The sequence below is a fragment of the Streptomyces griseobrunneus genome (genome assembly GCF_046713465.1).
Classification (GTDB): Bacteria; Actinomycetota; Actinomycetes; order Streptomycetales; family Streptomycetaceae; genus Streptomyces; species Streptomyces microflavus.
On sequence record NZ_CP177080.1, the window covers coordinates 7,114,703 to 7,135,269 of the forward strand.

General features: G+C 72.0%; 23 protein-coding genes. 7 read left to right on the forward strand and 16 right to left on the reverse strand.

Annotated elements, in window-relative coordinates; genetic code table 11:
* Nucleotides 1-62: 62 nt before the first annotated feature.
* The 3 genes from ACK8N7_RS32440 to ACK8N7_RS32450 all read right to left on the reverse strand — a co-directional run bounded on the left by ACK8N7_RS32440 (nucleotide 63) and on the right by ACK8N7_RS32450 (nucleotide 3,136).
* Nucleotides 63-1,220: an ROK family protein gene (locus ACK8N7_RS32440; RefSeq protein ID WP_403215984.1), complete on the reverse strand. Its 1,158-nt coding sequence runs from the start codon at nucleotides 1,218-1,220 to the stop codon at nucleotides 63-65.
* Between the two features lie 100 nt (nucleotides 1,221-1,320).
* On the reverse strand, nucleotides 1,321-1,971 hold the full coding sequence (locus ACK8N7_RS32445; RefSeq protein ID WP_403215986.1) for a response regulator transcription factor: 651 nt from the start codon (nucleotides 1,969-1,971) through the stop codon (nucleotides 1,321-1,323).
* On the reverse strand, nucleotides 1,943-3,136 hold the full coding sequence (locus ACK8N7_RS32450) for a sensor histidine kinase (protein WP_500444715.1): 1,194 nt from the start codon (nucleotides 3,134-3,136) through the stop codon (nucleotides 1,943-1,945). Before ACK8N7_RS32450 ends, ACK8N7_RS32445 begins: the two co-directional genes overlap by 29 nt.
* Nucleotides 3,137-3,244: 108 nt before the next feature.
* On the opposite strand from ACK8N7_RS32450, the gene ACK8N7_RS32455 reads away from it, so the two are divergent.
* The 3 genes from ACK8N7_RS32455 to ACK8N7_RS32465 are packed head-to-tail and all read left to right on the forward strand — an operon-like array spanning nucleotide 3,245 to nucleotide 5,404.
* Nucleotides 3,245-4,183, forward strand: a complete 939-nt coding sequence (locus ACK8N7_RS32455; RefSeq protein ID WP_500444716.1) for an ABC transporter ATP-binding protein — start codon at nucleotides 3,245-3,247, stop codon at nucleotides 4,181-4,183.
* Nucleotides 4,180-4,917, forward strand: a complete 738-nt coding sequence (locus ACK8N7_RS32460; RefSeq protein ID WP_403215992.1) for an ABC transporter permease — start codon at nucleotides 4,180-4,182, stop codon at nucleotides 4,915-4,917. The genes ACK8N7_RS32455 and ACK8N7_RS32460 overlap by 4 nt, the downstream gene beginning before the upstream one ends.
* Before the next feature lie 49 nt (nucleotides 4,918-4,966).
* Complete coding sequence (locus tag ACK8N7_RS32465) at nucleotides 4,967-5,404, forward strand: hypothetical protein (protein WP_403215994.1); 438 nt, start codon at nucleotides 4,967-4,969, stop codon at nucleotides 5,402-5,404.
* Nucleotides 5,405-5,500: 96 nt separating this feature from the next.
* Here ACK8N7_RS32465 and mug read toward each other — a convergent pair whose 3' ends face one another.
* From mug to ACK8N7_RS32495, 6 genes are all read right to left on the reverse strand, one after another.
* A complete protein-coding gene (gene mug, locus ACK8N7_RS32470) occupies nucleotides 5,501-6,052 on the reverse strand; it encodes a G/U mismatch-specific DNA glycosylase (protein WP_403215996.1) in 552 nt (183 codons plus the stop codon).
* Nucleotides 6,053-6,071: 19 nt separating this feature from the next.
* Nucleotides 6,072-7,505 carry an adenylosuccinate lyase gene (purB, locus tag ACK8N7_RS32475; RefSeq protein ID WP_055560771.1) on the reverse strand — a complete coding sequence of 478 codons (1,434 nt, stop codon included), beginning with the start codon at nucleotides 7,503-7,505 and terminating at the stop codon, nucleotides 6,072-6,074.
* A gap of 120 nt (nucleotides 7,506-7,625) precedes the next feature.
* Nucleotides 7,626-8,531 carry an SGNH/GDSL hydrolase family protein gene (locus tag ACK8N7_RS32480; RefSeq protein ID WP_500444717.1) on the reverse strand — a complete coding sequence of 302 codons (906 nt, stop codon included), beginning with the start codon at nucleotides 8,529-8,531 and terminating at the stop codon, nucleotides 7,626-7,628.
* 68 nt (nucleotides 8,532-8,599) lie between these two features.
* Nucleotides 8,600-9,619: a hemolysin family protein gene (locus tag ACK8N7_RS32485; protein WP_403216000.1), complete on the reverse strand. Its 1,020-nt coding sequence runs from the start codon at nucleotides 9,617-9,619 to the stop codon at nucleotides 8,600-8,602.
* Complete coding sequence (locus ACK8N7_RS32490; RefSeq protein WP_403216002.1) at nucleotides 9,616-10,953, reverse strand: hemolysin family protein; 1,338 nt, start codon at nucleotides 10,951-10,953, stop codon at nucleotides 9,616-9,618. Before ACK8N7_RS32490 ends, ACK8N7_RS32485 begins: the two co-directional genes overlap by 4 nt.
* A 169-nt stretch (nucleotides 10,954-11,122) precedes the next feature.
* Nucleotides 11,123-11,557: a GNAT family N-acetyltransferase gene (locus tag ACK8N7_RS32495; protein WP_403216003.1), complete on the reverse strand. Its 435-nt coding sequence runs from the start codon at nucleotides 11,555-11,557 to the stop codon at nucleotides 11,123-11,125.
* A 106-nt stretch (nucleotides 11,558-11,663) separates the two neighbouring features.
* Between ACK8N7_RS32495 and ACK8N7_RS32500 the strand changes: the two genes are divergently transcribed.
* Together ACK8N7_RS32500 and ACK8N7_RS32505 are read left to right on the forward strand one after the other, a co-directional pair.
* Entirely contained in the window at nucleotides 11,664-11,891 is a 228-nt protein-coding gene (locus ACK8N7_RS32500; protein ID WP_014157595.1) for a hypothetical protein, read from the forward strand.
* On the forward strand, nucleotides 11,888-12,259 hold the full coding sequence (locus tag ACK8N7_RS32505) for a fic family toxin-antitoxin system, toxin component (RefSeq protein ID WP_356751123.1): 372 nt from the start codon (nucleotides 11,888-11,890) through the stop codon (nucleotides 12,257-12,259). The genes ACK8N7_RS32500 and ACK8N7_RS32505 overlap by 4 nt, the downstream gene beginning before the upstream one ends.
* 9 nt (nucleotides 12,260-12,268) lie before the next feature.
* Here the strand turns inward: ACK8N7_RS32505 and ACK8N7_RS32510 are convergent, their stop codons facing one another.
* The 4 genes from ACK8N7_RS32510 to bioB form a co-directional block, all read right to left on the reverse strand.
* Nucleotides 12,269-12,955 (reverse strand): class I SAM-dependent methyltransferase, encoded by a 687-nt coding sequence (locus tag ACK8N7_RS32510; RefSeq protein ID WP_403216006.1) that lies wholly within the window; start codon nucleotides 12,953-12,955, stop codon nucleotides 12,269-12,271.
* 102 nt (nucleotides 12,956-13,057) lie between these two features.
* Nucleotides 13,058-13,753: a dethiobiotin synthase gene (gene bioD / locus ACK8N7_RS32515; RefSeq protein WP_500444718.1), complete on the reverse strand. Its 696-nt coding sequence runs from the start codon at nucleotides 13,751-13,753 to the stop codon at nucleotides 13,058-13,060.
* 1 nt (nucleotide 13,754) lies between these two features.
* Nucleotides 13,755-15,107, reverse strand: a complete 1,353-nt coding sequence (locus tag ACK8N7_RS32520; protein WP_403216009.1) for an adenosylmethionine--8-amino-7-oxononanoate transaminase — start codon at nucleotides 15,105-15,107, stop codon at nucleotides 13,755-13,757.
* Nucleotides 15,100-16,398: a biotin synthase BioB gene (gene bioB, locus ACK8N7_RS32525; RefSeq protein ID WP_500444719.1), complete on the reverse strand. Its 1,299-nt coding sequence runs from the start codon at nucleotides 16,396-16,398 to the stop codon at nucleotides 15,100-15,102. The genes ACK8N7_RS32520 and bioB overlap by 8 nt, the downstream gene beginning before the upstream one ends.
* A 144-nt stretch (nucleotides 16,399-16,542) precedes the next feature.
* Between bioB and ACK8N7_RS32530 the strand changes: the two genes are divergently transcribed.
* Nucleotides 16,543-17,703, forward strand: a complete 1,161-nt coding sequence (locus ACK8N7_RS32530) for an 8-amino-7-oxononanoate synthase (protein WP_403216013.1) — start codon at nucleotides 16,543-16,545, stop codon at nucleotides 17,701-17,703.
* Here ACK8N7_RS32530 and ACK8N7_RS32535 read toward each other — a convergent pair.
* Nucleotides 17,696-17,938: a DUF397 domain-containing protein gene (locus ACK8N7_RS32535; RefSeq protein WP_403216015.1), complete on the reverse strand. Its 243-nt coding sequence runs from the start codon at nucleotides 17,936-17,938 to the stop codon at nucleotides 17,696-17,698. The two genes, ACK8N7_RS32530 and ACK8N7_RS32535, sit on opposite strands and share 8 nt — an antisense overlap.
* A 45-nt stretch (nucleotides 17,939-17,983) precedes the next feature.
* Nucleotides 17,984-18,844, reverse strand: coding sequence for a helix-turn-helix domain-containing protein (locus ACK8N7_RS32540; RefSeq protein ID WP_500444720.1), 861 nt, complete (start codon nucleotides 18,842-18,844; stop codon nucleotides 17,984-17,986).
* Nucleotides 18,845-19,117: 273 nt separating this feature from the next.
* Here ACK8N7_RS32540 and ACK8N7_RS32545 point away from each other — a divergent pair, with 273 nt between their 5' ends.
* Nucleotides 19,118-19,549, forward strand: a complete 432-nt coding sequence (locus tag ACK8N7_RS32545) for an ATP-binding protein (RefSeq protein WP_403216018.1) — start codon at nucleotides 19,118-19,120, stop codon at nucleotides 19,547-19,549.
* Between the two features lie 36 nt (nucleotides 19,550-19,585).
* On the opposite strand, the gene ACK8N7_RS32550 is transcribed toward ACK8N7_RS32545, so the two are convergent.
* Nucleotides 19,586-20,500 carry a LysR family transcriptional regulator gene (locus tag ACK8N7_RS32550; RefSeq protein WP_403216020.1) on the reverse strand — a complete coding sequence of 305 codons (915 nt, stop codon included), beginning with the start codon at nucleotides 20,498-20,500 and terminating at the stop codon, nucleotides 19,586-19,588.
* Between the last annotated feature and the right edge of the window lie 67 nt (nucleotides 20,501-20,567).

Consider the following 20,567-nt stretch of genomic DNA (forward strand, 5'->3'; position numbering starts at 1 on the left):
GATGGCGGCCCACCGGGCGACCGGCCGGGCCGCCATTCGCGCGTCACCCGGCCCGTCCGCGCTCAGCGTCGGGCCGTCACCGCACCTTCCACGGCGAACAACTGCTCCTCGACGTGGTCCAGCGCCAGCCGCAGGGCTCCCGTCGCGACCGCCGCCTCGCCGAGCAGTGACAACGTCACCCGTGGCGGGCGCAGACAGTAGCGGGCCAGCTCCTCGCGCAGCGGCTCCAGCACACCGTCCAGACCGGCGGCCCAGCCACCGACCACCACCAGCTCCGGGTCGAGTGCCAGTGCCAGGGCCGCCACGTCGTGCACGAGCCGCTGCAGGAAGCGCTCGACGGCCGCCTGCGCCTCCGCATCGCCCTGCCGGGCCTTGGCGAACACCACGGCCACCGCCTGCTCGTCCAGCGGCTCCAGCGGGGTGCCCGTGGTCGAGAGCAGATGCTCCGGGGTCACGTCCCTGCCCAGCAGGTGCAGAGCGCCGATCTCCCCGGCCGCCCCGCCGAACCCCCGGTGCAGACGCCCGCCGATCAGAGAACCGGCACCCGGGCTCAGCCCCGCCAGGACGAAGACGATGTCGTCGGACTCGGTGGCCGCACCCTTCCAGTGCTCGGCGACCGCGGCGGCGTTGGCGTCGTTCTCCACGAGGACCGGGCAACGGAACGAACGCCGCAACCGCTCCCCGAGCGCGAGCCCCGTCCACCCCGGGAGCGCCGTGCCCAGCCGCACGGTCCCGTCGGCCTCCACGATGCCGGGGCTGCCGACACCGACGGCGCGCAGACTGCTCCGGGCCACCCCTGTGCGGCGCAGCAGGTCCGCGATCACGGCTCTCACCTGGTCGAGCCGCTCGTCCGCATCCGCCGTCTCCGACACCGTGCGGGAACCAGCCCCGGTCACCCGGCCGTCGAGCCCCGACAGCAGTGCCGAAACCCGGTGCGGCCCGATCTCGACGCCCAGCAGATGCCCTGCCTCGGCACGGAAACGGAACCGGCGGGCAGGCCGCCCCTGGCGCCGTGCCTCACTCTCGTCGGGCAGGGCCTCTACCACCAGACCGGCCTCGAACAGCCCCTCGACCACGCCTTCGACCGTCGGCCGGGAGAGACCCGTGATCCGGGTCAGGTCCGTGAGCGTCGGTGAGCCGGCCCCTCGCAGAGCGTGCAGTACCACCGCTGAATTGATCCGCCGCAGCAGCGACGGATCCCCCCCGGTCAGCCGGCTCACGGTGTGTCCTCCCAGCTCGTGCCCATGTCTGCCGGATCGTACTCGCTGCTCGCAGGCCCGGCGAGCGGCTCCGCAAGCCGGTATCGAGCCGCAACCTGCGTCACCTCGGAGCGACGAAACCGGACTCGTACGCCGCGATGACGGCCTGCGTACGGTCCCGTGCCCCCAACTTCGCGAGAATCGAACTGACATGAGACTTCACCGTCTCGACGCCGAGGGTCAGCCCGGCAGCGATCTCCGCGTTCGACAGGCCCCGCGCCATCAACCGGAGCACTTCCGCCTCCCGGTCGGTGAGCGCGGCCCGCTCCAAGGCCGCCCGGGCCGCGTTCGTGCCGTACTCGGCCGCGAGCTGCCGGACCGACGCGGGGAAGAGCAGCGACTCTCCCTCGGCCACCAGACGCACGGCATGCACGATCTCCGCGGGCCTCGCACGCTTGAGCAGGAAGCCGTCGGCCCCGGCCCGCAACGCCTCGTACACGTACTCGTCGTTCTCGAACGTCGTCACCACCAGGATCTTCGGAGGGTCCGGGACCGTCCGCAGGACCAGCCGGGTCGCCTCGATGCCGTCCATCAGCGGCATTCGCACGTCCATGGCCACCACGTCGGGCCGCAGCCGGTTCACGAGAGGGATCACCGCGGCACCGTCGGCCGCCTCACCCACCACCTCTATGTCGGGCTGCGCCTCCAGCACGGCACGCAGGCCCGCCCGGACGAGCGGTTCGTCATCGACCAGAAGAACGGTGAACGGCATCCGACCAGCGTATGCCGTCCAGAGGGAGGCTCACGTGCACCCTCCACTCGTCCTCCCGCGCCTCCATACGCGCCTTCCCGCCCAGCAGCGCGGCCCGCTCGCGTATCCCGCGCAGGCCACTGCCGCTCCTCGGCAGACCCTCCGCCCCCGACAGCGGGTTGCTCACCTCCAGCTCCAGCCGGCCGTCGGCCACCGTGATGGTCACCCGGACGGTGACCGGCCCGGCATGACGGAGCACGTTGGTGAGGCTCTCCTGAAGAATCCGATACCCCTCCCGCGACACCGGCGCCGGGACCAGGGCGAGATCCCCGGACACCCGCGCGTCGACCTTCGCCCCGGAACTCCTCGCGGAGTCGAGCAACCGCCCGGCCTCTCCCAGCGTGGGCCGCCGGCTCACGGGGGTGCCGGATTCGCGCAGCACCCGCAGCACCCGCTCCAGGTCCTCCAGGGCATCGCGCCCGGTCTCCTCGATGGCGGTCAGCGCCCGCTCGGTGAACACGGGATCGTTCGCCGCCCGTGCCGCACCTGCCTGCACCACCGCCACCGTCAGCGCATGGCCGATGGAGTCGTGCAGCTCCCGGGCCATGCGATTGCGCTCCAACAGCTGCTCGGTCAGCTCCTCCAGCACGGTCAGCCGGTCCGTCGGTGACGGCCCCAGCAGCCGACGGGCGGCCGCCGTGCTCAGCCGGCCCCCGAGCACCACCAGAACGAGCAGCGGAACGATCGGCAGCGGTGCCAGCAGCGCGTTCCACCAGTGCGGGCTCAAACCTGCGGCCAGTCCGCCCGGAGGCCTGCCCGCCGTCGACAGGACGAGCTCGATCGAGGCCACGGGGAGCCAGAGCGCCAGGATCGCCGCAGCCGAGACCAGGAGCCGCACCTCCAGCCAGAGCACGGTCCGCCACCGCTCCGCCCAGGTCGACGAGGACGCCACCGCGATGGAGGCGTCGGGTCGCCCTCGCTCGGACGGAGTCAGCAGCAACTGCGCCTGTATGCCTTCCTCCAGCCGCATCGCGGGGATGAGGCCGATCGGTACCGCGAAGAGCAAGGGCATCCAGAAGGCGTCGGAGATGAAGAACCACACGCTGGCCGCGGCAGCCGGGATGAGCATGTGCAGCCAGCGGCTGTACGTGACCGCGCTGGTCAGCGGCGTGAGGATGCGGTGCATGCCCTCATCGTCCCAGCGGCCCGGGCACGGTTGCTCCCCCACGAGAGGGAGACGATTCCCACCGGCGGGGGAAGCAGGGAGCCACGAGCGGCGGCCAGGCTCGAGGACATGACCAGCATCGACGTCCACGAGCTCACCAAGGAGTACGGAACCACCCGCGCGGTGGACCGCCTCAGTTTCCGCGTGCGACCGGGCAGAGTCACCGGCTTCCTCGGCCCGAACGGCGCCGGCAAGTCCACGACCATGCGTCTCGTTCTCGGCCTGGACCGGCCGACCGGCGGCACGGCCACCATCGGCGGGCGGCCCTACACCCAGCTCACCGAACCGCTGCGCACGGTCGGCGCCCTGCTCGACGCCCAGGCCGCCCACGGCTCCCGCACACCGCGCAGCCACCTGTCCATGCTCGCCGCGAGCAACGGGATATCCGTGTCGCGGGTCCAAGTGGTGCTGGAGGAGACCGGGCTCACCGACGTGGGAGGACGGCGGATCAGGACCTTCTCCCTCGGCATGCGCCAGCGCCTCGGCATCGCGGCCGCCCTGCTCGGCGATCCGCACGTAGTGATGCTGGACGAGCCGTCGAACGGGCTGGATCCCGAAGGGATCATCTGGATCCGCGAACTGATGAAAAGGCTCGCGCGCGAGGGACGGACCGTCCTGGTCTCCAGCCACCTCATGAACGAAACCGCCTCCTTCGCCGACCACTTGGTGGTGCTCGGCCGGGGCCGGCTCCTCGCCGACCTGCCGATGCGGGAATTCCTCGACTCCCGCAGCCGCCCCCGCGTACGCCTGCGAACGACCGAACCGGCCAGGCTCCGGTCGGCACTTGCCCCCAAGGGCCTGACCGCGGTGCAGGGAGAGGACGGCCGCTGGTCGATCGACGGCGTCACCGCCGGGGAGATCGGCGCACTCACCGCCGACGCAGGCATTCCCCTGCTCGAACTGGGTGATGAGCGCGCCACGTTGGAACAGGCCTACCTCGCCCTCACGGCGGACGACACCCCCTTCGCCGCAACGACCATCAGCACCCGCCAGGAGGCGCGTCCATGACCCTGACCGCAGTAATCCACTCCGAGTGGATCAAGATCAGATCGGTACGGTCCATCTACGGCTCCCTGACGGCCGTCCTCGCCGTCACCCTTGCTGTCACCGTGCTGGCCCTCGGCACCGTCGGCCGCGAACAGGCGGAGCGGGCCGGGGCCGAACCGGTCTTCGACGCCTTCTACGCCCTGAACTTCGGGCAGATCGCGGCCATCGCGTTCGGTGCGACCGCGATCTCATCGGAGTTCCTCGACGGAGCCCTGCGCATATCGCTCGCCGCGGTGCCCCGCCGCTCCCTCTTCTACGTGGCGAAGATGGCAGCGGTCGGCGGGGCAGCGCTCGTGGTCGGGCTGCTGACCAGCTTCACCGCGTTCCTGGTCGGTCAGCTCTTCCTGGGGGAGTACGCGATCGGCCTGGGGCACCCCGGTGCGCTGCGTGCGGCCTTCGGGGGAGGGATCTACCTCGCACTGATGGCGCTCTTCGCTGCCGGGCTCACCGCACTCCTGCGCAGTGCGGTCGCGGTGCTCAGCCTGCTCATACCGCTCCTCCTGATCGTCCCCTTCGTCTTCGTGGACATCGCTGCCGCGGCGGTGGACTATCTGCCCGACCGTGCCGGGCAGTTGGTGCTCCACCAGAACCCGGAGGGCCCTCTCGGGCCCTGGTCGGGCCTGTCCGTGACGGCGGCCTGGGCGGCTGCCGCGCTCCTCGCGGGCTGGTGGGCGGTGCACAGGCGCGACGCCTGAGGCCGGGGCCAGGGCGCCGGTTGTCAGCGCCGAACGGTTTACTGACGTCATGACGACCGCACACCATCTCCGCCTCATCGACGAGATGCGCACCACGGAATTCCCCGTGGCGTGCATGCCGTCGGTCTCGGGAGTCAGCGGACCCGGCTATCACACGGCATTCCTGCGCACCGACCATGAACCGTGGGGTGATGACGAACCGGCCGGCCCGGAGCACCGGGCCCAGTGCCTGGCGGAGCACGACGCACTGCTGACGCTCCTCACCGCCCGCTGGGGCGAACCGCAGCTGATGAGCCTGTGGAGTGCGCAGGAGCGGATGATGTCGGGCGAAGTGATACCGGCCCCCTGGGCGGATCCGGTGGCCGGATGCGAATTCGTCCGGCTGTGGCGGGTCGAGGGGCGCTGGATCGCGATAGGGCTGGTGCTGGAGGAGGGAGGACCGGGCTGTGAACTGACGGTGCTGGTGACCGTCATCGATCCGCCCTGATCCCGACGGATCCGACGGACAGCGCCGACGGACAGCCCCGACCGATCGACCCGACTGACAGATCCGACCGGAAGATCCTTGCAGTCGGCCCGGGCGTCAGGTCGCGGGGTGTGGCGTCAGGACGGCCTCGCGGAGGCGGGCGTACTCCTCGGCCATCGTCGCGATCGTCCAATGGGCATTGAGGCCACTGGGGTTGGGCAGGGCCCACACCTGGGCACCGCCGATCATGCGTTCCTGCCGGCCGATCCGGGCACGGGGCTCTCCGAAGGCCGTGCGGTAGGCGGTGATGCCGACGACCGCGAGCCACGCCGGAGCGAGCCGCTCGACCCTCGCCGTGAGGGCCGCCCCGCCCTCCCGGAACTCGTCCGCGCCGAGTTCGTCCGCCCGAGCCGTCGCCCGGGCCACCACATTGGTGATGCCGAGGCCGAGGGGCAGCAGCTCGGACTGTTCGGAGGGCAGCAGTTGACGGGGTGTGAAGCCCGAGCGGTGCAGGACCGGCCAGAAGCGGTTGCCGGGGTGGGCGAAGTGGTGGCCCGTGGCCGCGGTCATGAGGCTCGGATTGATACCGCAGAAGAGCACGCGCAGCCCGCCCGCGGCCACATCGGGGACGATGCGGTCGCGGGCGGCGCGGAGCTCCTCGGGGGTCATGCGGTGAGGGCGGTGCCGGTCAGAGGATCGAGCCGGGGGCGTAGGCCGCGGCCTGGGGGTGCTGCTTGGTGATCTCCTCGATCCGGGAGACCAGCGCCGTCACCTGGTCGCCGGCCGCACCCGTGAACGAGAGCTTGTCGGCCATCAGCGCGTCCAGTTCCGCACGGTCCAGCGGGATGCGCTCGTCGGCGGCCAGCTTGTCGAGCAGCTCGTTGCGCTCGGCACCCTGCTCCCGCATCGCCAGTGCGGAGGCGACGGCGTTCTCCTTGATCGCCTCGTGGGCCAGCTCGCGGCCCACCCCGGCCCGCACGGCCCCCATGAGGACCTTGGTGGTCGCGAGGAAGGGAAGGTAGCGGTCCAGCTCGCGAGCCACGACGGCAGGGAAGGCGCCGAACTCGTCGAGCACCGTGAGGAAGGTCTCCAGAAGACCGTCGAACGCGAAGAACGCGTCCGGCAGCGCCACCCGGCGGACCACGGAACAGGACACGTCGCCCTCGTTCCACTGATCACCCGCGAGCTCACCCGTCATCGAGGCGTAGCCCCGCAGGATCACCATCAGGCCGTTGACCCGCTCGCAGGAGCGCGTGTTCATCTTGTGCGGCATCGCGGACGAGCCGACCTGGCCCGGCTTGAAGCCCTCGGTCACCAGCTCGTGGCCGGCCATCAGCCGGATGGTCTTCGCCACCGACGAGGGCGCCGCGGCGAGCTGCACCAGAGCGGTCACCACGTCGTAGTCCAGCGAACGGGGGTAGACCTGACCGACCGAGGTGAACACCTCGGCGAAACCGAGGTGCCCGGCGATGCGCCGTTCCAGGTCGGCGAGCTTGTCCCCGTCGCCGCCCAGCAGGTCCAGCATGTCCTGAGCCGTACCGACCGGTCCCTTGATCCCGCGCAGCGGGTAGCGCGAGAGGAGGTCCTCCAGCCGTCCGTAGGCCACCAACAGCTCGTCGGCCGCCGTCGCGAAGCGCTTGCCGAGCGTCGTCGCCTGCGCGGCGACATTGTGCGAGCGTCCGGCGATCACGAGCTCGCGGTACTCCGCCGCCAGCTTGCCGAGCCGGGCGAGGACGGCCACGGTGCGGTCGCGCATCAGCTCCAGCGACAGCCGGATCTGCAGCTGCTCGACGTTCTCCGTCAGATCCCGGGAGGTCATGCCCTTGTGGACCTGCTCATGACCCGCGAGGGCGTTGAACTCCTCGATCCGGGCCTTCACGTCATGCCGGGTGATCTTCTCGCGCTCGGCGATCGACGCCAGGTCGACCTGGTCGAGCACACGCTCGTAATCGGCCACCGCTCCGTCCGGCACCTCGATCCCGAGGTCCTTCTGAGCGCGCAGCACCGCCAGCCACAGCTGACGCTCCAGCTTCACCTTCTGCTCGGGGGACCAGAGGACGGCCAGCTCCGTGGAGGCGTAGCGGCCGGCCAGGACATTGGGGATGCGAGGCTTCGCAGACACAGCAGTCACGTGGAGGGATTCTACTGTGGGTTTCTGCAGGCCAGCGCCGCGGGCCGGTTTGTGGATTGCTACGAAGGCCGGCTACGAGAGTCGGCTGCGACGGCCCGCCACGGAGGCCGGCTACGAGGACGCCGGCGCCGCGCCCTCCGGGGGAAGGCCGGTGGGCCCGTCCAGCGGTCCCGGCTGGGGGAGGTTCTCCGCCCGGCGCCATCCCGTCACCGGACCGGGGGCCGCGGCGTCGGTGGGCGTGATCCAGAAGGCCGAGGCCGTCCCCGTGTCGAACTGGGCGCCCGACCGGCCGTCGCCGGAGGACCGGCCGGTGAGCCGTCGGCCGATCCAGGGCCCCAGGTGGCGGCGGGCGAAGCGGATGTCGTCGGCCCGCCGGTTCGCCCAGCGCGGGGGCAAGGAGGCGGGGACCGCCGCCTGCCAGTCGAGCTCGGGCGGGAGGCCCAGCGTCTGCCAGACCCCCTCCGCCACCCGACGGTGCCCTTCGGCGGCGAGGTGCAGCCGGTCGAAGTCCCACATGCGGGGGTCGCTGAGCGAGGGTGCGGAGTAGAGGTCGACCACCGAGGCGCCGTGCCGGTCGGCCAGGTCGTCGATCAGGGCGAACAGCGCCTCCATCCGAGGACGGAACCGGTCGAACACCGGACCGTTGCGCCCGGGGCTGCGCATCAGCACCAGCTTCTTGCAGGACGGGGCCAGCAGCTCCACGGCCTCTTCGAGCCGCCCCCTGACCATGCCCATGTCGCACTTCGGGCGCAGCGTGTCATTGAGCCCGCCGACGAGGGTCACCACATCGGCCTGCATCGCGACCGCCGGGCGCACCTGCTCGGTGACGATCTGGCTGATGAGCTTGCCCCGGACGGCGAGGTTGGCGTACCGGAAGCCGGGGGACCGGGCCGCGAGGCGGGAGGCCAGAACGTCGGCCCAACCCCGGTATGTGCCGTCGGGAAGCAGATCCGACATGCCCTCGGTGAACGAGTCGCCGACCGCGACGAGACTGGTGTAGGTGGCATTCAATTCCATGGCCCACTGATGCTACCGCGGCGGCTCCCGTGCCGTCCGGCCGGTACGGGAGCCGCCACGGCAGGCGTTCAGCGGGTCTGGGCCCTGCCGACCAGCTCGCGCAGGACGTCCTCCATCGTGACCATGCCGACCAGCCGGTCACCCTCGTCGAGGACGGCCGCGAGATGGGTCCGGCTGCGCCGCAGCGCGGTCAGCACGTCGTCCAGCGGGGTCGCCGCCCGGACCCGGGCGATCGGCCGCAGAGCGGTCACGGGGAAGGGGGCGTCCCGGGGCGTGGCGTCCAGGGCGTCCTTCACATGGAGGTAGCCCAGGATGCGGCCCTCGCTGTCCATCACCGGGAAGCGGGAGAACCCGGACTCGTGCGAGAGCCGCTCCAGCTCCTCGGGGGTGGTGCCGACCCGGGTGTACAGCACCCGGTCCACCGGCATGACCACATCCCGTACCGGACGGCGGCCCAGCTCCAGGGCGTGCCGCAGCCGCTCCGCCGAGCGGTCGTCGACCAGCCCCGCGTCCCCGGCGTCCTTCACCAGCCGCGCCAGTTCGTCGTCCGAGAACGTGGCGGAGACCTCGTCCTTCGTCTCCACCCGCAGAAGCTTGAGGAGAGCGTTGGCGAAGGCGTTGATCGCGAAGATCACCGGACGCAGCGCACGGGCCACCGCGACCAGCGGAGGGCCGAGGAGGAGTGCGCTGCGGGCCGGTTCGGCCAGCGCGATGTTCTTCGGCACCATCTCGCCCAGCAGCATGTGCAGATAGGTCGCCACACTCAGCGCGATCACGAACGAGATCGGGTGCACCAGCGGGTGCGGCACCCCCACCGCGTCGAAGACCGGCTCCAGCAGATGGGCGATGGCGGGCTCGGCCACGATGCCCAGCACCAGAGTGCAGAGCGTGATGCCGAGCTGCGCGGCGGCCAGCAGCGCCGAGACGTGCTCCAGCCCCCAGATGACACTGCGGGCCCGCCGGTCGCCGGCCTCGGCCTGCGGCTCGATCTGGCTCCGGCGTACGGAGATCAGGGCGAACTCGGCGCCCACGAAGAAGGCGTTGACCACCAGGGTCAGCAGACCGATGAAGAGCTGCAGAACGATCACCGGCCCTCCTCCGCCCGCTCCTCGGCGCCGGGCAGCGGCGCGTGCAGCAGCGCCCTCGCTGCCCGGCGGCCCGTGGCGTCCACCACGTCGATCCGCCAGCCCGCCAGCTCGACGGTGTCGTCCACCGTCGGGATCCGTCCGAGCTCCGCGGCGATCAGACCGGCGAGCGTCTCGTAGGGCCCCTCGGGCACCCGCAGGCCGATCCGGCTCAGCTGGTCGGTGCGGGCCGCGCCGTCGGCCGACCACAGGGTGCGGCCGTCGGCGTCCTCACCGGCGGCCGCCAGGTCGGGCGTCTCGTGCGGATCGTGTTCGTCGCGGACCTCGCCGACGACCTCCTCCACGATGTCCTCCAACGTCACGACGCCCGCCGTACCGCCGTACTCGTCGATCACCACAGCCATGGCGAGCTTCCCCGACAACTGGTCCAGCAGCCGGTCGACGGTGAGCGTCTCCGGTACGAGCAGGGGTTCACGCAGCATCTCCGAGACCCGTTTACGGGGGCGCTGGTCGGCCGGGATCGCCAGCACATCCTTGATGTGCGCCACGCCGACCACCGAGTCCAGGCTCCCGCGGTAGACGGGGAAGCGGGAAAGGCCGGTGGCCCGGGTCGCATTGGCCACGTCCTCCGCCGTCGCCCGCACCTCCAGGGCAGTCACCTGCACCCGGGGTGTCATCACGTTCTCCGCCGTCAGCTGCGCCAGATTCAGGGTGCGTACGAAGAGTTCGGCGGTGTCCGCCTCCAGCGCGCCCTCCTTCGCGGAGTGCCGCGCCAGCGCGACCAGCTCCTGCGGGCTGCGGGCGGAGGCCAGCTCCTCGGTCGGCTCAAGGCCGAAGCGGCGCACGATCCGGTTCGCCGTGTTGTTGAGGTGGCTGATGAAGGGGCGGAACAGGGCGGTGAACACCCGCTGCGGGGTGGCGACAGCCTTGGCCACGGCGAGCGGCGAGGAGATCGCCCAGTTCTTCGGCACCAGCTCGCCGACCACCATCAGGACCACCGTGGACAGGGCCGTACCGATGACGAGGGCCAGCGTGGACGCCGCGGCGGGGGGCAGGCCGGCCGCCTCGACCGGGCCCCGGATGAGCTTGGCGATCGACGGCTCGGAGAGCATGCCGATCACCAGGTTGGTGACGGTGATCCCGAGCTGCGCGCCCGAGAGCTGGAAGGTCAGGCTGCGGACGGCCTTCAGGGCGCTCGCGGAACCCCGCTCACCCCGCTCGACGGCCCGCTCCAGCTCCCCGCGCTCCACCGTGGTCAGGGAGAACTCCGCCGCGACGAAGGCGCCGCACGCGACACAGAGCAGCAGGGCGACGAGCAGCAGAAGCACTTCGATCATCGGTTCACCTCCGTCCCATGATCAGGCAGGGGCGGAAGGATCGCGCGATGTCGGCTACTGGGAGGCTCGCCCATGGGCGGACGCTCACACCTTTCGGCAGATGCGGTGGGTTGGCGGGCAAGGGATTTCATCGTAGAGCGTCTGCCCAGCCGCCCCCGGCCGTACCGAGTCAGTCCGTGAGGGGCTTCACCCAGCGGCTCCACTGCGGTTGCGGCCCGTACCCCGCCGCCCGCCAGGTGTGCTGTGCCGGCTCGTTGCGGTCCAGCACCATGGCGTCGGCGCGGCGCCCGCCGAGGGCGGCGAACCGTTCCTCCGCCGCCGCGAGCAGGGCCCCGCCCACGCCCCGGCGGCGCCGCTCCGGATGGACCGCGAGCCGGTAGAGATGGCAGCGCCAGCCGTCGAAGCCCGCGATCACGGTGCCCACCAGCGTTCCGTCCCGCTCCGCGAGGATCAGGGTGTCCGGGTCCCGTTCCACCAGGCGTGCGACCCCGTCGGCGTCGTCGCTGATGCTGGTGCCTTCCGCGGCCACCTTCCAGAACGCGAGCACCCGGTCCAGGTCGGCCGCGGTCGCGGGCCGTATCGAAAGATCGTTCATGGCGGCCATCCCACCACCCGCCCGCTCCGGAAGTCGATCGCTTTCCCGGCTGCCGGACCCGGGGCCCCCGGCCCTCCTCTTGCCGGTGCTAGCGCGGCCGCGCTAGCGTGGGAGGGTGCCCAAGACTCAGCTGAACGTTCGAGTGGACGAGGCCACCGCCGAGGCCGCGCGGCAGCGCGCGCTCCAGAGGGGGATGAGCGTGAACCGCTACATAGAGGAGCTCGTCAAACAGGACGCCGGCGAGGTGGGACACACCTTCGTCGAGGCCGCCGCCGACTTCATGAAGCAGTACGAGTCGGTCTTCGCCGAAGAGTTCGGCCCGGAGCGCGAAGGCACCCGTTGAACCTGCGGATCGACCTTTCCTGGCTGCTCATGGTCGCCGAGCACAAGACCCCCGGTGACCCCCAGGTCGTCGACTGGGGTGCGCTCGTCGCCGCGGTCGCCCGGCACGAGGCGGAGATCTTCGGGAGCGCCGTCTACAGCGACCCGCACACCCGGGCGGCCGCCCTGTTGCAGCTGCTCCTGCACGTCCCCGCGCTCGAACGCTCCAACGCGATGTTCGCCTCGGCCGTCGCGTACGGCTATCTGGTCGCCTCCGGGCTGAAGGTCATCACCTCGCCCGAGCAGGTGCGCGATCTCGCCCTCCTCGTCAAGCAGGGCAAGGCGGATGTACGGGCCATCGCGGACGAGCTGCGCCGGTGGAGCGTGTGAGGCGCGCCCTCAGCTCGAAGACGGCTCGGTGAACGGCTTGCGGGCCACGCCCAGGACGCAGGGGGATGAGGGGAACTGCATCCCCTTCTCCGGGATCCGCAGCCTGCGGTACGTCCCCATCTCGAAGCCCGCCGCCTCGATCGCGGCCAGCGGGTCCCGGGCCGTGTGACAGCCGCCGAAGAGGAGGGGCCACACCGTCCGGTCCGCCGTGCGCTGTGCGGCGGCCAGGGCCCTACCGGGTGCCAGACCGTGTTCGAAGAACCGCAGTTCGCCGCCCGGCCGCAGGACCCGTCTGATCTCGGAGAGCGCCTTCGGGAGGTCCCGTACCGTGCACAGGACCAGTGAGGCCACCGCGCCGTCGAAGGCCTCGCTCTTGACCGGGAGGGCCTCGGCCGCCCCCGGCACCACGTCCACCGGCACCTCGGCGCGCAGCCCGGAACGGACGGCGAGCTGCCGCAGCGAGCGCTCCGGCTCCAGCGCCACGACCTCCGAGACCGCCCCCGGGTAGTGGGCGAAGTTGAGCCCGTTCCCCGCACCGATCTCGATGACCCGGCCGGAGAGCCCCGCCAGCAGCTCCTCGCGGTACGCGGCGACGCCGCCCTTGAGGTCGGCCGTCACACTCATCCGGGCGTAGAAGCGGGCGAAGACCGGGTGGTGCACGGCGTCCCGCGGGAGCTTCCTGCTGCGCAGTTGCATGACGGACCTCCGGGAGGAGAGGGCGTACGGCTCTCCTCATCGATTCTCCCCCGTAGGGGCCGGTACAGGCATGTCCGTACGGGCCCGATGCGGGCCCCCGCCTCACAGCGAAGGCACGGTCCAGGTACCCCCCAGCTCCGGGGCCAGCCAGCCCGCCGCCCCCGCCGCGAACTCGGCGCCCGGCAGGGCCCCCGCACCGGCCGGGACGGCTCCCAGGAGCGGGGCCCCCGCCGCCACCGGCAGGTCCTCGATGTTGCACCGGGCGGCCAGGTCCGGCCGCCGGGGCATGCTCCCCACCACGACGCCCAGGCACTCAAGACCCCGCGCCCGCAGCGCCTCGGCCGTGAGCGCGGTGGCATTGAGGGTGCCCAGGCCCGCGGGCGCCACGACCAGCACCGGAGCGGACAGCAGTCGGGCGGCGTCCGCGAGCGTGCCGCCCTCGTCGTCGAACCGGACGAGCAGCCCGCCCGCCCCCTCGACCAGCACCAGATCGTGCTCGGTGGCCAGCTTCTCGGCCGCCTCGGCGACCTCGTGCGGCCGCACCGGGGCGAGCCCGGCCCGCCGGGCGGCCGTGGCCGGGGCCAACGGCTCGGGGAACCGGGCCAGTTCGACCGCGGTCACATGGCCGCCCGCCAGCCGCGCCACCTCGGCCGCGTCCCCCGGCTCCCCGGGCGCGAGCCCGGTCTGCGCGGGCTTGAGCACCGCGACCCGGCGGCCCCGCGCGGCGGCCGCCACCGCGGCGGTCACCACCGTCTTGCCGATCTCCGTGCCCGTACCGGACACCACCAGGATCGTCATGTCAGCCCTCCCGCGCCGCGGCACACACGGCCCGGCAGATCCGTTGTACGTCGTCGTCCCCGGTGACGTACGGCGGCATGGTGTACACGAGGTCGCGGAACGGCCGCAGCCACACGCCCTCGCGCACGGCCGCCCGCGTCGCCGCTGCCATGTCCACCTCGTGGTCGAGCTGGACGACGCCGATCGCCCCCAGGACACGTACGTCCGTGACCCCGGGCAGCTCCGACGCGGGTGCCAGACCGGCGCGCAGTCCCGCGCCGATCCGCGCCACCTCGCCCTCCCAGTCCTGCCCGAGCAGCAGGTCCACCGAGGCCGAGGCCACCGAAGCGGCCAGCGGGTTACCCATGAACGTCGGGCCGTGCGCCAGCACCGGTACCTCGCCGCGCGAGATCCCCTCGGCCACCCGCGAGGTGCACAGGGTCGCCGCCATCGTGAGATAGCCGCCGGTCAGCGCCTTGCCGACGCACATGACGTCCGGCGAGACTCCGGCGTGCGCGGCGGCGAACAGCTTTCCCGTACGCCCGAAGCCGGTCGCGATCTCGTCGAACACCAGCAGGACGCCCGACTCGTCGCACGCCTCGCGCAGCACCCGCAGATAGGCGGGGGAGTGGAACCGCATCCCGCCGGCCCCCTGCACCACCGGCTCCACGATCACGGCGGCCAGCTCGTCGGCGTGGTGCGCGATCAGCTCCCGCAGATGCGTGACGTAGGCGGGGTCCGGCTCCGCGTCGAAGCCGTCCGGCGGGGCGTCGGCGAAGACCTGGCGGGGCAGCGACCCCGACCACAGCTCGTGCATCCCGCCCTCCGGGTCGCACACCGACATCGGCTGCCAGGTGTCGCCGTGGTAGCCGCCGCGCCAGGTCAGCAGCCGGCGCTTGTCCGGGCGACCGGCCGAACGCCAGTACTGCAGGCACATCTTGACCGCGACCTCGACGGAGACGGACCCCGAGTCGGCGAGGAAGACGTGCTGGAGCGGCTCCGGGGTGATCTCCACCAGCCGGGTGGCCAGCCGGACGGCGGGCTCATGGGTGAGCCCGCCGAACATCACATGGCTCATCCGGTCCAGCTGGCCGCGCGCGGCCTCGTTGAGGACCGGATGGTTGTAGCCGTGCACCGCCGACCACCAGGACGACATGCCGTCCACCAACTCCCGCTGCCCATCGACGGGTTCGGCGAGCCGGAGCCGTACACCGGAGGCGGACTCCACGATCAGCGGCTCCTGCCGGCCCGGCATCGGGCCGTAGGGGTGCCACACGTGCGCGCGGTCCAGAGCCCGCAGTTCGTCGGGGGAGTACGGCTTCGGCGCGGCGGGTCCGAGGCGCGTGCCGGCCCCGGGGACGTACGGCTCAGGCATTGGGCGCTAGATCCGTCCCCGCACCCCGGCGGCGGACCGTCACCAGATCCGTACGCGCCCCGCCGCCCGCATCCGTACGCGCCGCATCCGCACGCCCGGCCGGGACGCTCTCCCCGGCATCCGCGACGACCGAGGGCTCCGGCTCCGCGTGACCGCCGCACGGCCCGCAGCCACCGCCACCACCGTGCGAACCGCAGCCGGTGGCACCGGCGGCCGCCTCATGCGAGCCGCAGCCGGCCGTCTCCGGGGCGCCCTGCGAACCGCAGCCGCCGCCGTTCAGCGCGTCGGCCCGGTGGCGGGGGAGCGTCGTCGTGCCCGCGCCCTCCACCTCGAAACCGGCATCGGCGATCATGTCCAGGTCGGTCTGCCCCGCCTGGCCCTCGCTGGTCAGGTAGTCACCGAGGAAGATCGAGTTGACCAGGTGCAGCGCCAGCGGCTGCATCGAGCGCAGATGCACCTCGCGGCCGCCCGCGAGCCGGACCTCCACATCGGGGCAGACGAAGCGGACCATCGCCAGAATGCGCAGGCAGCGCTGAGGGGTGAGGTTCCACTCCTTGGCCAGCGGCGTTCCCTCGAACGGGATCAGGAAGTTCACCGGCACCGAGTCCGGGTCCAGGTCCCGCAGCGCGAAGACGACGTCGACCAGGTCCTTGTCGCTCTCACCCATCCCGGCGATCAGCCCGGAACACGCCGAGAGCCCGGCGGCCTGAGCCTGCTGCACGGTCTCCACCCGGTCCGCGTAGGTGTGGGTGGTCGTGATCGCCCCGTACGTCTCCTCGGACGTGTTGAGGTTGTGGTTGTACGCGTCGGCGCCCGCCGAGCGCAGCCGGTCGGCCTGTCCGTCGGAGAGCAGACCGAGGCAGGCGCAGACCTCGACGCCCTCGTTCTGTTCCTTGATCGCCTCGATGGTCTTGGTGACCCGGTCGACGTCCCGGTCCGTCGGCCCGCGCCCGCTCGCCACCAGGCAGACCCGCTTGGCCCCGCCCGCGACCCCGGCGGCGGCGGCCTTGGACGCCTCGTCCGGCTTCAGCCACGTGTACTTGAGGATCCCGGCCTTGGAGCCGAGCCGCTGCGAGCAGTACGAGCAGTCCTCGGGGCAGAGCCCCGATTTGAGGTTGACCAGGTAGTTGAGTTTGACGCGCCGCCCGAACCACTGGCGGCGTACCTTGCCCGCGGCGGCCACCACGTCGAGCAGGTCGTCGTCGGAGGTCGCCAGCACGGCGAGCGCTTCTTCGCGGGTCGGCAGTTCGCGCCGCAGCCCCTTGTCCACCAGCGTGTTCAGCAGGTCCATGAAAGATGATCCTGGCTTACGGCACCGCCTCCAGCCAAGGAGGAACCAGACAGGAGACGTCGCCGAGGGTGTGTGTATTGCCACACCCTGACCTGCTGCGCACCCCGCTAGGGTCTGTGAGCTGCCTACAAAAGGGACCGTCCTATGTCCTTCGCCCCGTTCGACTGGATCGACGACGAGGCCCGCCGCCGGGCCGAGGCCGGACTCGTGCGGGCCCTGCGCCCGAGAAGCGCGGAAGCCGAGCTCCTGGACCTCGCGAGCAACGACTACCTGGGCCTCACCCGGCACCCGGAGGTCATCGCCGCAGCGGCCGGTGCCGCCCACCGCTGGGGTGCGGGCGCGACGGGATCGCGGCTGGTCACCGGATCCACGGCGCTGCACGCCGAACTCGAACGGGAACTCGCCGACTTCTGCGGTTTCGAGGCGGCCCTCGTCCTCTCCTCCGGCTACGCGGCCAATCTCGCGGCGCTGACCGCGCTTTCCGGGCGCGGCTCGCTCATCGTCTCCGACGCCGGTAACCACGCGTCCATCGTGGACGGCTGCCGGCTCTCGCGCGCGGAGACCGCGGTCGTCCCGCACGCCGATCCGGACGCGGTCGCCAAGGCGCTCCAGGCCCACGAAGGGCGGGCGCTCGCCGTCACCGACTCGGTCTTCTCGGTCGACGGGGACGCGGCACCGCTGCCCGCACTGGCCGAGGTCTGCCGCGCCGCGAACGCCGCCCTCCTCGTCGACGACGCCCACGGCCTCGGCGTCCTCGGCGACGGCGGACGCGGCGCACTCGCCGCCGCCGGACTGGCGGGCGGCGCGGGGACCGTCGCCACGCTCACCCTCTCCAAGTCGCTGGGCAGCCAGGGCGGTGCCGTCCTCGGACCGGCCCGGGTCATCGACCACCTGGTCAACACGGCCCGTACGTTCATCTTCGACACCGGCCTCGCCCCGGCCGCGGCGGGCGGCGCACTGGGCGCGCTCCGGCTGCTGCGCCGGGAACCGGAACGGGCGGCCAGGGCTCGGGCGGTCGCCACCGCGCTGTACGTGCGGCTCACCGCCGCAGGGCTGACCGCGGTCCGGCCCGACGCGGCGGTCGTCTCCGTCCGGGCACCCTCCGCGGACGCGGCGGTGCGGTGGGCGGCCGACTGCCGCGCGGCCGGGGTGGCGGTGGGCTGCTTCCGCCCGCCGTCGGTGCCGGACGGCATCTCCCGGCTGCGGCTGACCGCACGGGCGGACCTGACCGAGGAGCAGATCGGAGCCGCGGTGGCCACGGTCGTCTCCACCGCTCCCCGGCAGGCTGTGGCTCCCGTCAGCTGAGCCGGTCCGGCTCCAGCCCGGCCACGAAGGTGGTCCAGGCCGTCGCGGAGAAGCGCAGCGGCGGCCGCTCCACATCCTTGGAGTCGCGTACGGCGAGGAGCGCGCCGCCGGAGCCGGGGCGGCCGAGGAGCGCGGTCTCCACGCAGTTGTTCATTCCGGTGGAGCGGCTGCTGCGGTGCCACAGCGGTGGCCCGGCGGTGGGAGGTGACGGGTGCGGTGCGAGACGGTCGGACATGATGCCCCCCTCGGGCAGAGTCGGACGTCCTGGCGGGTGGTCGGGCTAACGGATGCCGCGGCGGATCGCGGCGACGAGATCCAGCGATCGGTCCGGCGTCAGTGCGTGCGCCTGCAAGGTGCGGAAGGCCGAGCTGTACGCCTCAAGGTCTTCTTTCCGCTCCAGATAGAGGCTACTCGTCAAGTGGTCAAGAACGACCACATCCAGATCAGAAATATTCGGAAAGGAGAAGATAACGAAAGGGCAAGTGAGTCCGACATACCCGCCGACCGAGAACGGCAGCAACTGGAGTTCCACATGCGGGAGTTGGGCCACCTGGGTCAGATGGTACAGCTGGTCCCGCATCACCTCGGGCCCGCCCACCTCCCGGTGCAGCACCGCCTCGTCCAGTACGGCGGTGAACCGCAGCGGCGGATCGGCGCGCAGCACCCTCTGACGGGTCAGCCGCACCTCGACCAGGGAGTCGAGATGGTCCGCCGGTAACCCGTCGAGCGAGGCACGGGTCACCGCCCGCGCGTATCCGGCGGTCTGGAGGAGCCCCGGCACCACCGAGGTCTCCAGGGTCCGCACCGTACCGGCCTGGGACTCCAGACTGATGAAGTCGCGGTACTGGGGCGGGATCAGCCCCCGGTACGCGTGCCACCACCCCGAGCCGCCGCCGCCCGCCGACCCCGCGAGCACTTCGAGCAGGGCGCGCAGCTGAGTGTCGCGGACCGCGTAGATGTCGAGCAGACGCGTCACATCGCCGGGGCTGACGCCGCTGGCGCCGGTCTCGATGCGGCTCACCTTCGACTGGTGCCAGCCGAGCAGGCGCGCCGTGTCCCGGCTGGTCAGTCCGGAGGCGTGCCGCAGACTCCGTAACTCCTCGCCGAGCTTCCGTCGTCGGACGACGGGGCCGTGCAGCATCCAGGTCTCCTCGCGCTGTGCGGAACGGGCTGTGCGGAATGCGCTTTGCGGAACGGGACGGGGCCGACGCACACCGCAAGGTTGGGGCCCGCAGAGGGGCCAGTGTGCCCTTCGTCCCCGTTGTCCGGGACCCGAATTCACCGCTTCGAGCGACAGATATATGCATATCTTGGTCGAACGTCGTTACAGCGAGCTTCAACAGTGGCAGTCTGGCGCGAAGCACAATCCGGGCCGACTGCCGGTCGGCCGGGGCGCGAAAGGGACGGCGTCGCCATGGCAGACCATCAGGAAGCAACCGTCACTCTGCCGAGCGATCCGGTCTCGGTCTCATCGGCCCGCAGATATGTGGCCAGGACCTTGGCCGAATGGGGCCTCTCCGAGGACACGGAACTCGCCGACACCGTCCGGCTGATCATCTCCGAACTCGCCACCAACGCCGTCCAGCACACCTTCGGCCAGTCACCCACCTTCACCGTGGATCTGCGCCTCGAACGGGACGAGGAACTGCGCCTCGGGGTGACGGACAGTCACCCCCGTTGGCCCCAGAAGCTGCCCGCCGCCGTACGGCAGGACAACGGCCGGGGCATGGTGATCATCCGGGCACTGGCCAAGGAGTACGGCGGGCGGCTCACCGTCGTCCCGACGGCCGAGGGTGGCAAGACGGTCTGGATCGCGCTGCCCTGGGCGGTGCCGGTCCAGGGCTGACTTCACGGGGCGGGCCACCACGGGTCAGGCCATGGATCAGGACGCCGCTGCCCGCCCGAACCCGCTCCGCAGCAGGGCGAGCAGCGTCGCCGCCGCGGCGGTCGCCCGGTCTCCGCGGTGCACCACGGAGATCGTCCGGCGGAAGTCCGCGGGCTCCAGCCGCCGCACCGCCAGCGGTGTGGACGACAGCGACGCCACCATCTCCGGCACCACCGCCACCCCGAGCCCCGCGCTGACGAGCGCGCACACCAGCGCGTAGCCGGGCGACTCGCACACCACCGCCGGGGTGGCGCCCGCCTCCGCCAGCGCGCTCTCCACCCCGCGCCGGGGCGGATGCGCCGGAGCACTGCTGATCAGCGGCCGCCCCGCCAGCTCGGCGACCGCCAGCCGTCCGGACCCCTCGGAGAGCCGGTGCCCGACCGAGGTCGCCAGCACCAGCTCCTCGACCAGCAGGGGCTCGACCGTGACGCCCGGGGGTGGCGGGTCCGCCACCGCCGGTTCGTACGTGTGGGTCAGCGCCAGGTCCACCTCGCCCGCGGTGACCGCGGCGATCCCGCCCGGCGGCTCGTACTCGGTGACGGCCAGCTCGACATCCGGATGGGCCCGCCGGAACGCGCTCAGGACCGGCGGCAGCAGATGCACCCCGGCCGTCGTGAACGTCCCCACCCGCAGTCTGCCGCCGGAGAGCCCGGCCAGCCGAGCCAGCTCGTGCCGGGCCTGGTCCAGCTCGTCCAGGACCCGCCGGGCCCGGCCCGCCAGCAGCTCACCGGCGGCCGTCAGCCGCGCCCCGCGGTGGTGGCGCACCAGCAGCGTCGCCCCGGCCTCCCGCTCCAGCTTGGCCAGCTGCTGGGAGAGCGCGGGCGCGGTGTAGCCCAGGTGGGCGGCGGCCCGGGTGATCGATCCGGTCTCGGCGACCGCCACCAGAGCGGCGAGCCGTGTCGGGTCGTACATGAAGCGTTCCTTTAGGCAGACCCAGAAGATTGCAAGTACACGCTAAAGGCTCCGGCGGTCCAGGCTG

Excerpts from the sequence above, each read along its gene's own strand:
- bioD (WP_500444718.1), bottom strand. The coding sequence starts at position 13,753 with ATGACGATCCTGGTGGTGTCCGGTACGGGCACGGAGATCGGCAAGACG.
- mug (WP_403215996.1), bottom strand. The coding sequence starts at position 6,052 with ATGACCCCCGAGGAGCTCCGCGCCGCCCGCGACCGCATCGTCCCCGAT.
- ACK8N7_RS32495 (WP_403216003.1), bottom strand. The coding sequence starts at position 11,557 with ATGGCCGCCATGAACGATCTTTCGATACGGCCCGCGACCGCGGCCGAC.
- ACK8N7_RS32535 (WP_403216015.1), bottom strand. The coding sequence starts at position 17,938 with ATGTCCGACCGTCTCGCACCGCACCCGTCACCTCCCACCGCCGGGCCA.
- ACK8N7_RS32545 (WP_403216018.1), top strand. The coding sequence starts at position 19,118 with ATGGCAGACCATCAGGAAGCAACCGTCACTCTGCCGAGCGATCCGGTC.
- bioB (WP_500444719.1), bottom strand. The coding sequence starts at position 16,398 with ATGGACCTGCTGAACACGCTGGTGGACAAGGGGCTGCGGCGCGAACTG.
- ACK8N7_RS32520 (WP_403216009.1), bottom strand. The coding sequence starts at position 15,107 with ATGCCTGAGCCGTACGTCCCCGGGGCCGGCACGCGCCTCGGACCCGCC.
- ACK8N7_RS32445 (WP_403215986.1), bottom strand. The coding sequence starts at position 1,971 with ATGCCGTTCACCGTTCTTCTGGTCGATGACGAACCGCTCGTCCGGGCG.
- ACK8N7_RS32510 (WP_403216006.1), bottom strand. The coding sequence starts at position 12,955 with ATGCAACTGCGCAGCAGGAAGCTCCCGCGGGACGCCGTGCACCACCCG.
- ACK8N7_RS32450 (WP_500444715.1), bottom strand. The coding sequence starts at position 3,136 with ATGCACCGCATCCTCACGCCGCTGACCAGCGCGGTCACGTACAGCCGC.
- ACK8N7_RS32550 (WP_403216020.1), bottom strand. The coding sequence starts at position 20,500 with ATGTACGACCCGACACGGCTCGCCGCTCTGGTGGCGGTCGCCGAGACC.
- ACK8N7_RS32480 (WP_500444717.1), bottom strand. The coding sequence starts at position 8,531 with ATGGAATTGAATGCCACCTACACCAGTCTCGTCGCGGTCGGCGACTCG.
- ACK8N7_RS32490 (WP_403216002.1), bottom strand. The coding sequence starts at position 10,953 with ATGATCGAAGTGCTTCTGCTGCTCGTCGCCCTGCTGCTCTGTGTCGCG.
- ACK8N7_RS32540 (WP_500444720.1), bottom strand. The coding sequence starts at position 18,844 with ATGCTGCACGGCCCCGTCGTCCGACGACGGAAGCTCGGCGAGGAGTTA.
- ACK8N7_RS32530 (WP_403216013.1), top strand. The coding sequence starts at position 16,543 with ATGTCCTTCGCCCCGTTCGACTGGATCGACGACGAGGCCCGCCGCCGG.
- ACK8N7_RS32460 (WP_403215992.1), top strand. The coding sequence starts at position 4,180 with ATGACCCTGACCGCAGTAATCCACTCCGAGTGGATCAAGATCAGATCG.
- ACK8N7_RS32465 (WP_403215994.1), top strand. The coding sequence starts at position 4,967 with ATGACGACCGCACACCATCTCCGCCTCATCGACGAGATGCGCACCACG.
- ACK8N7_RS32455 (WP_500444716.1), top strand. The coding sequence starts at position 3,245 with ATGACCAGCATCGACGTCCACGAGCTCACCAAGGAGTACGGAACCACC.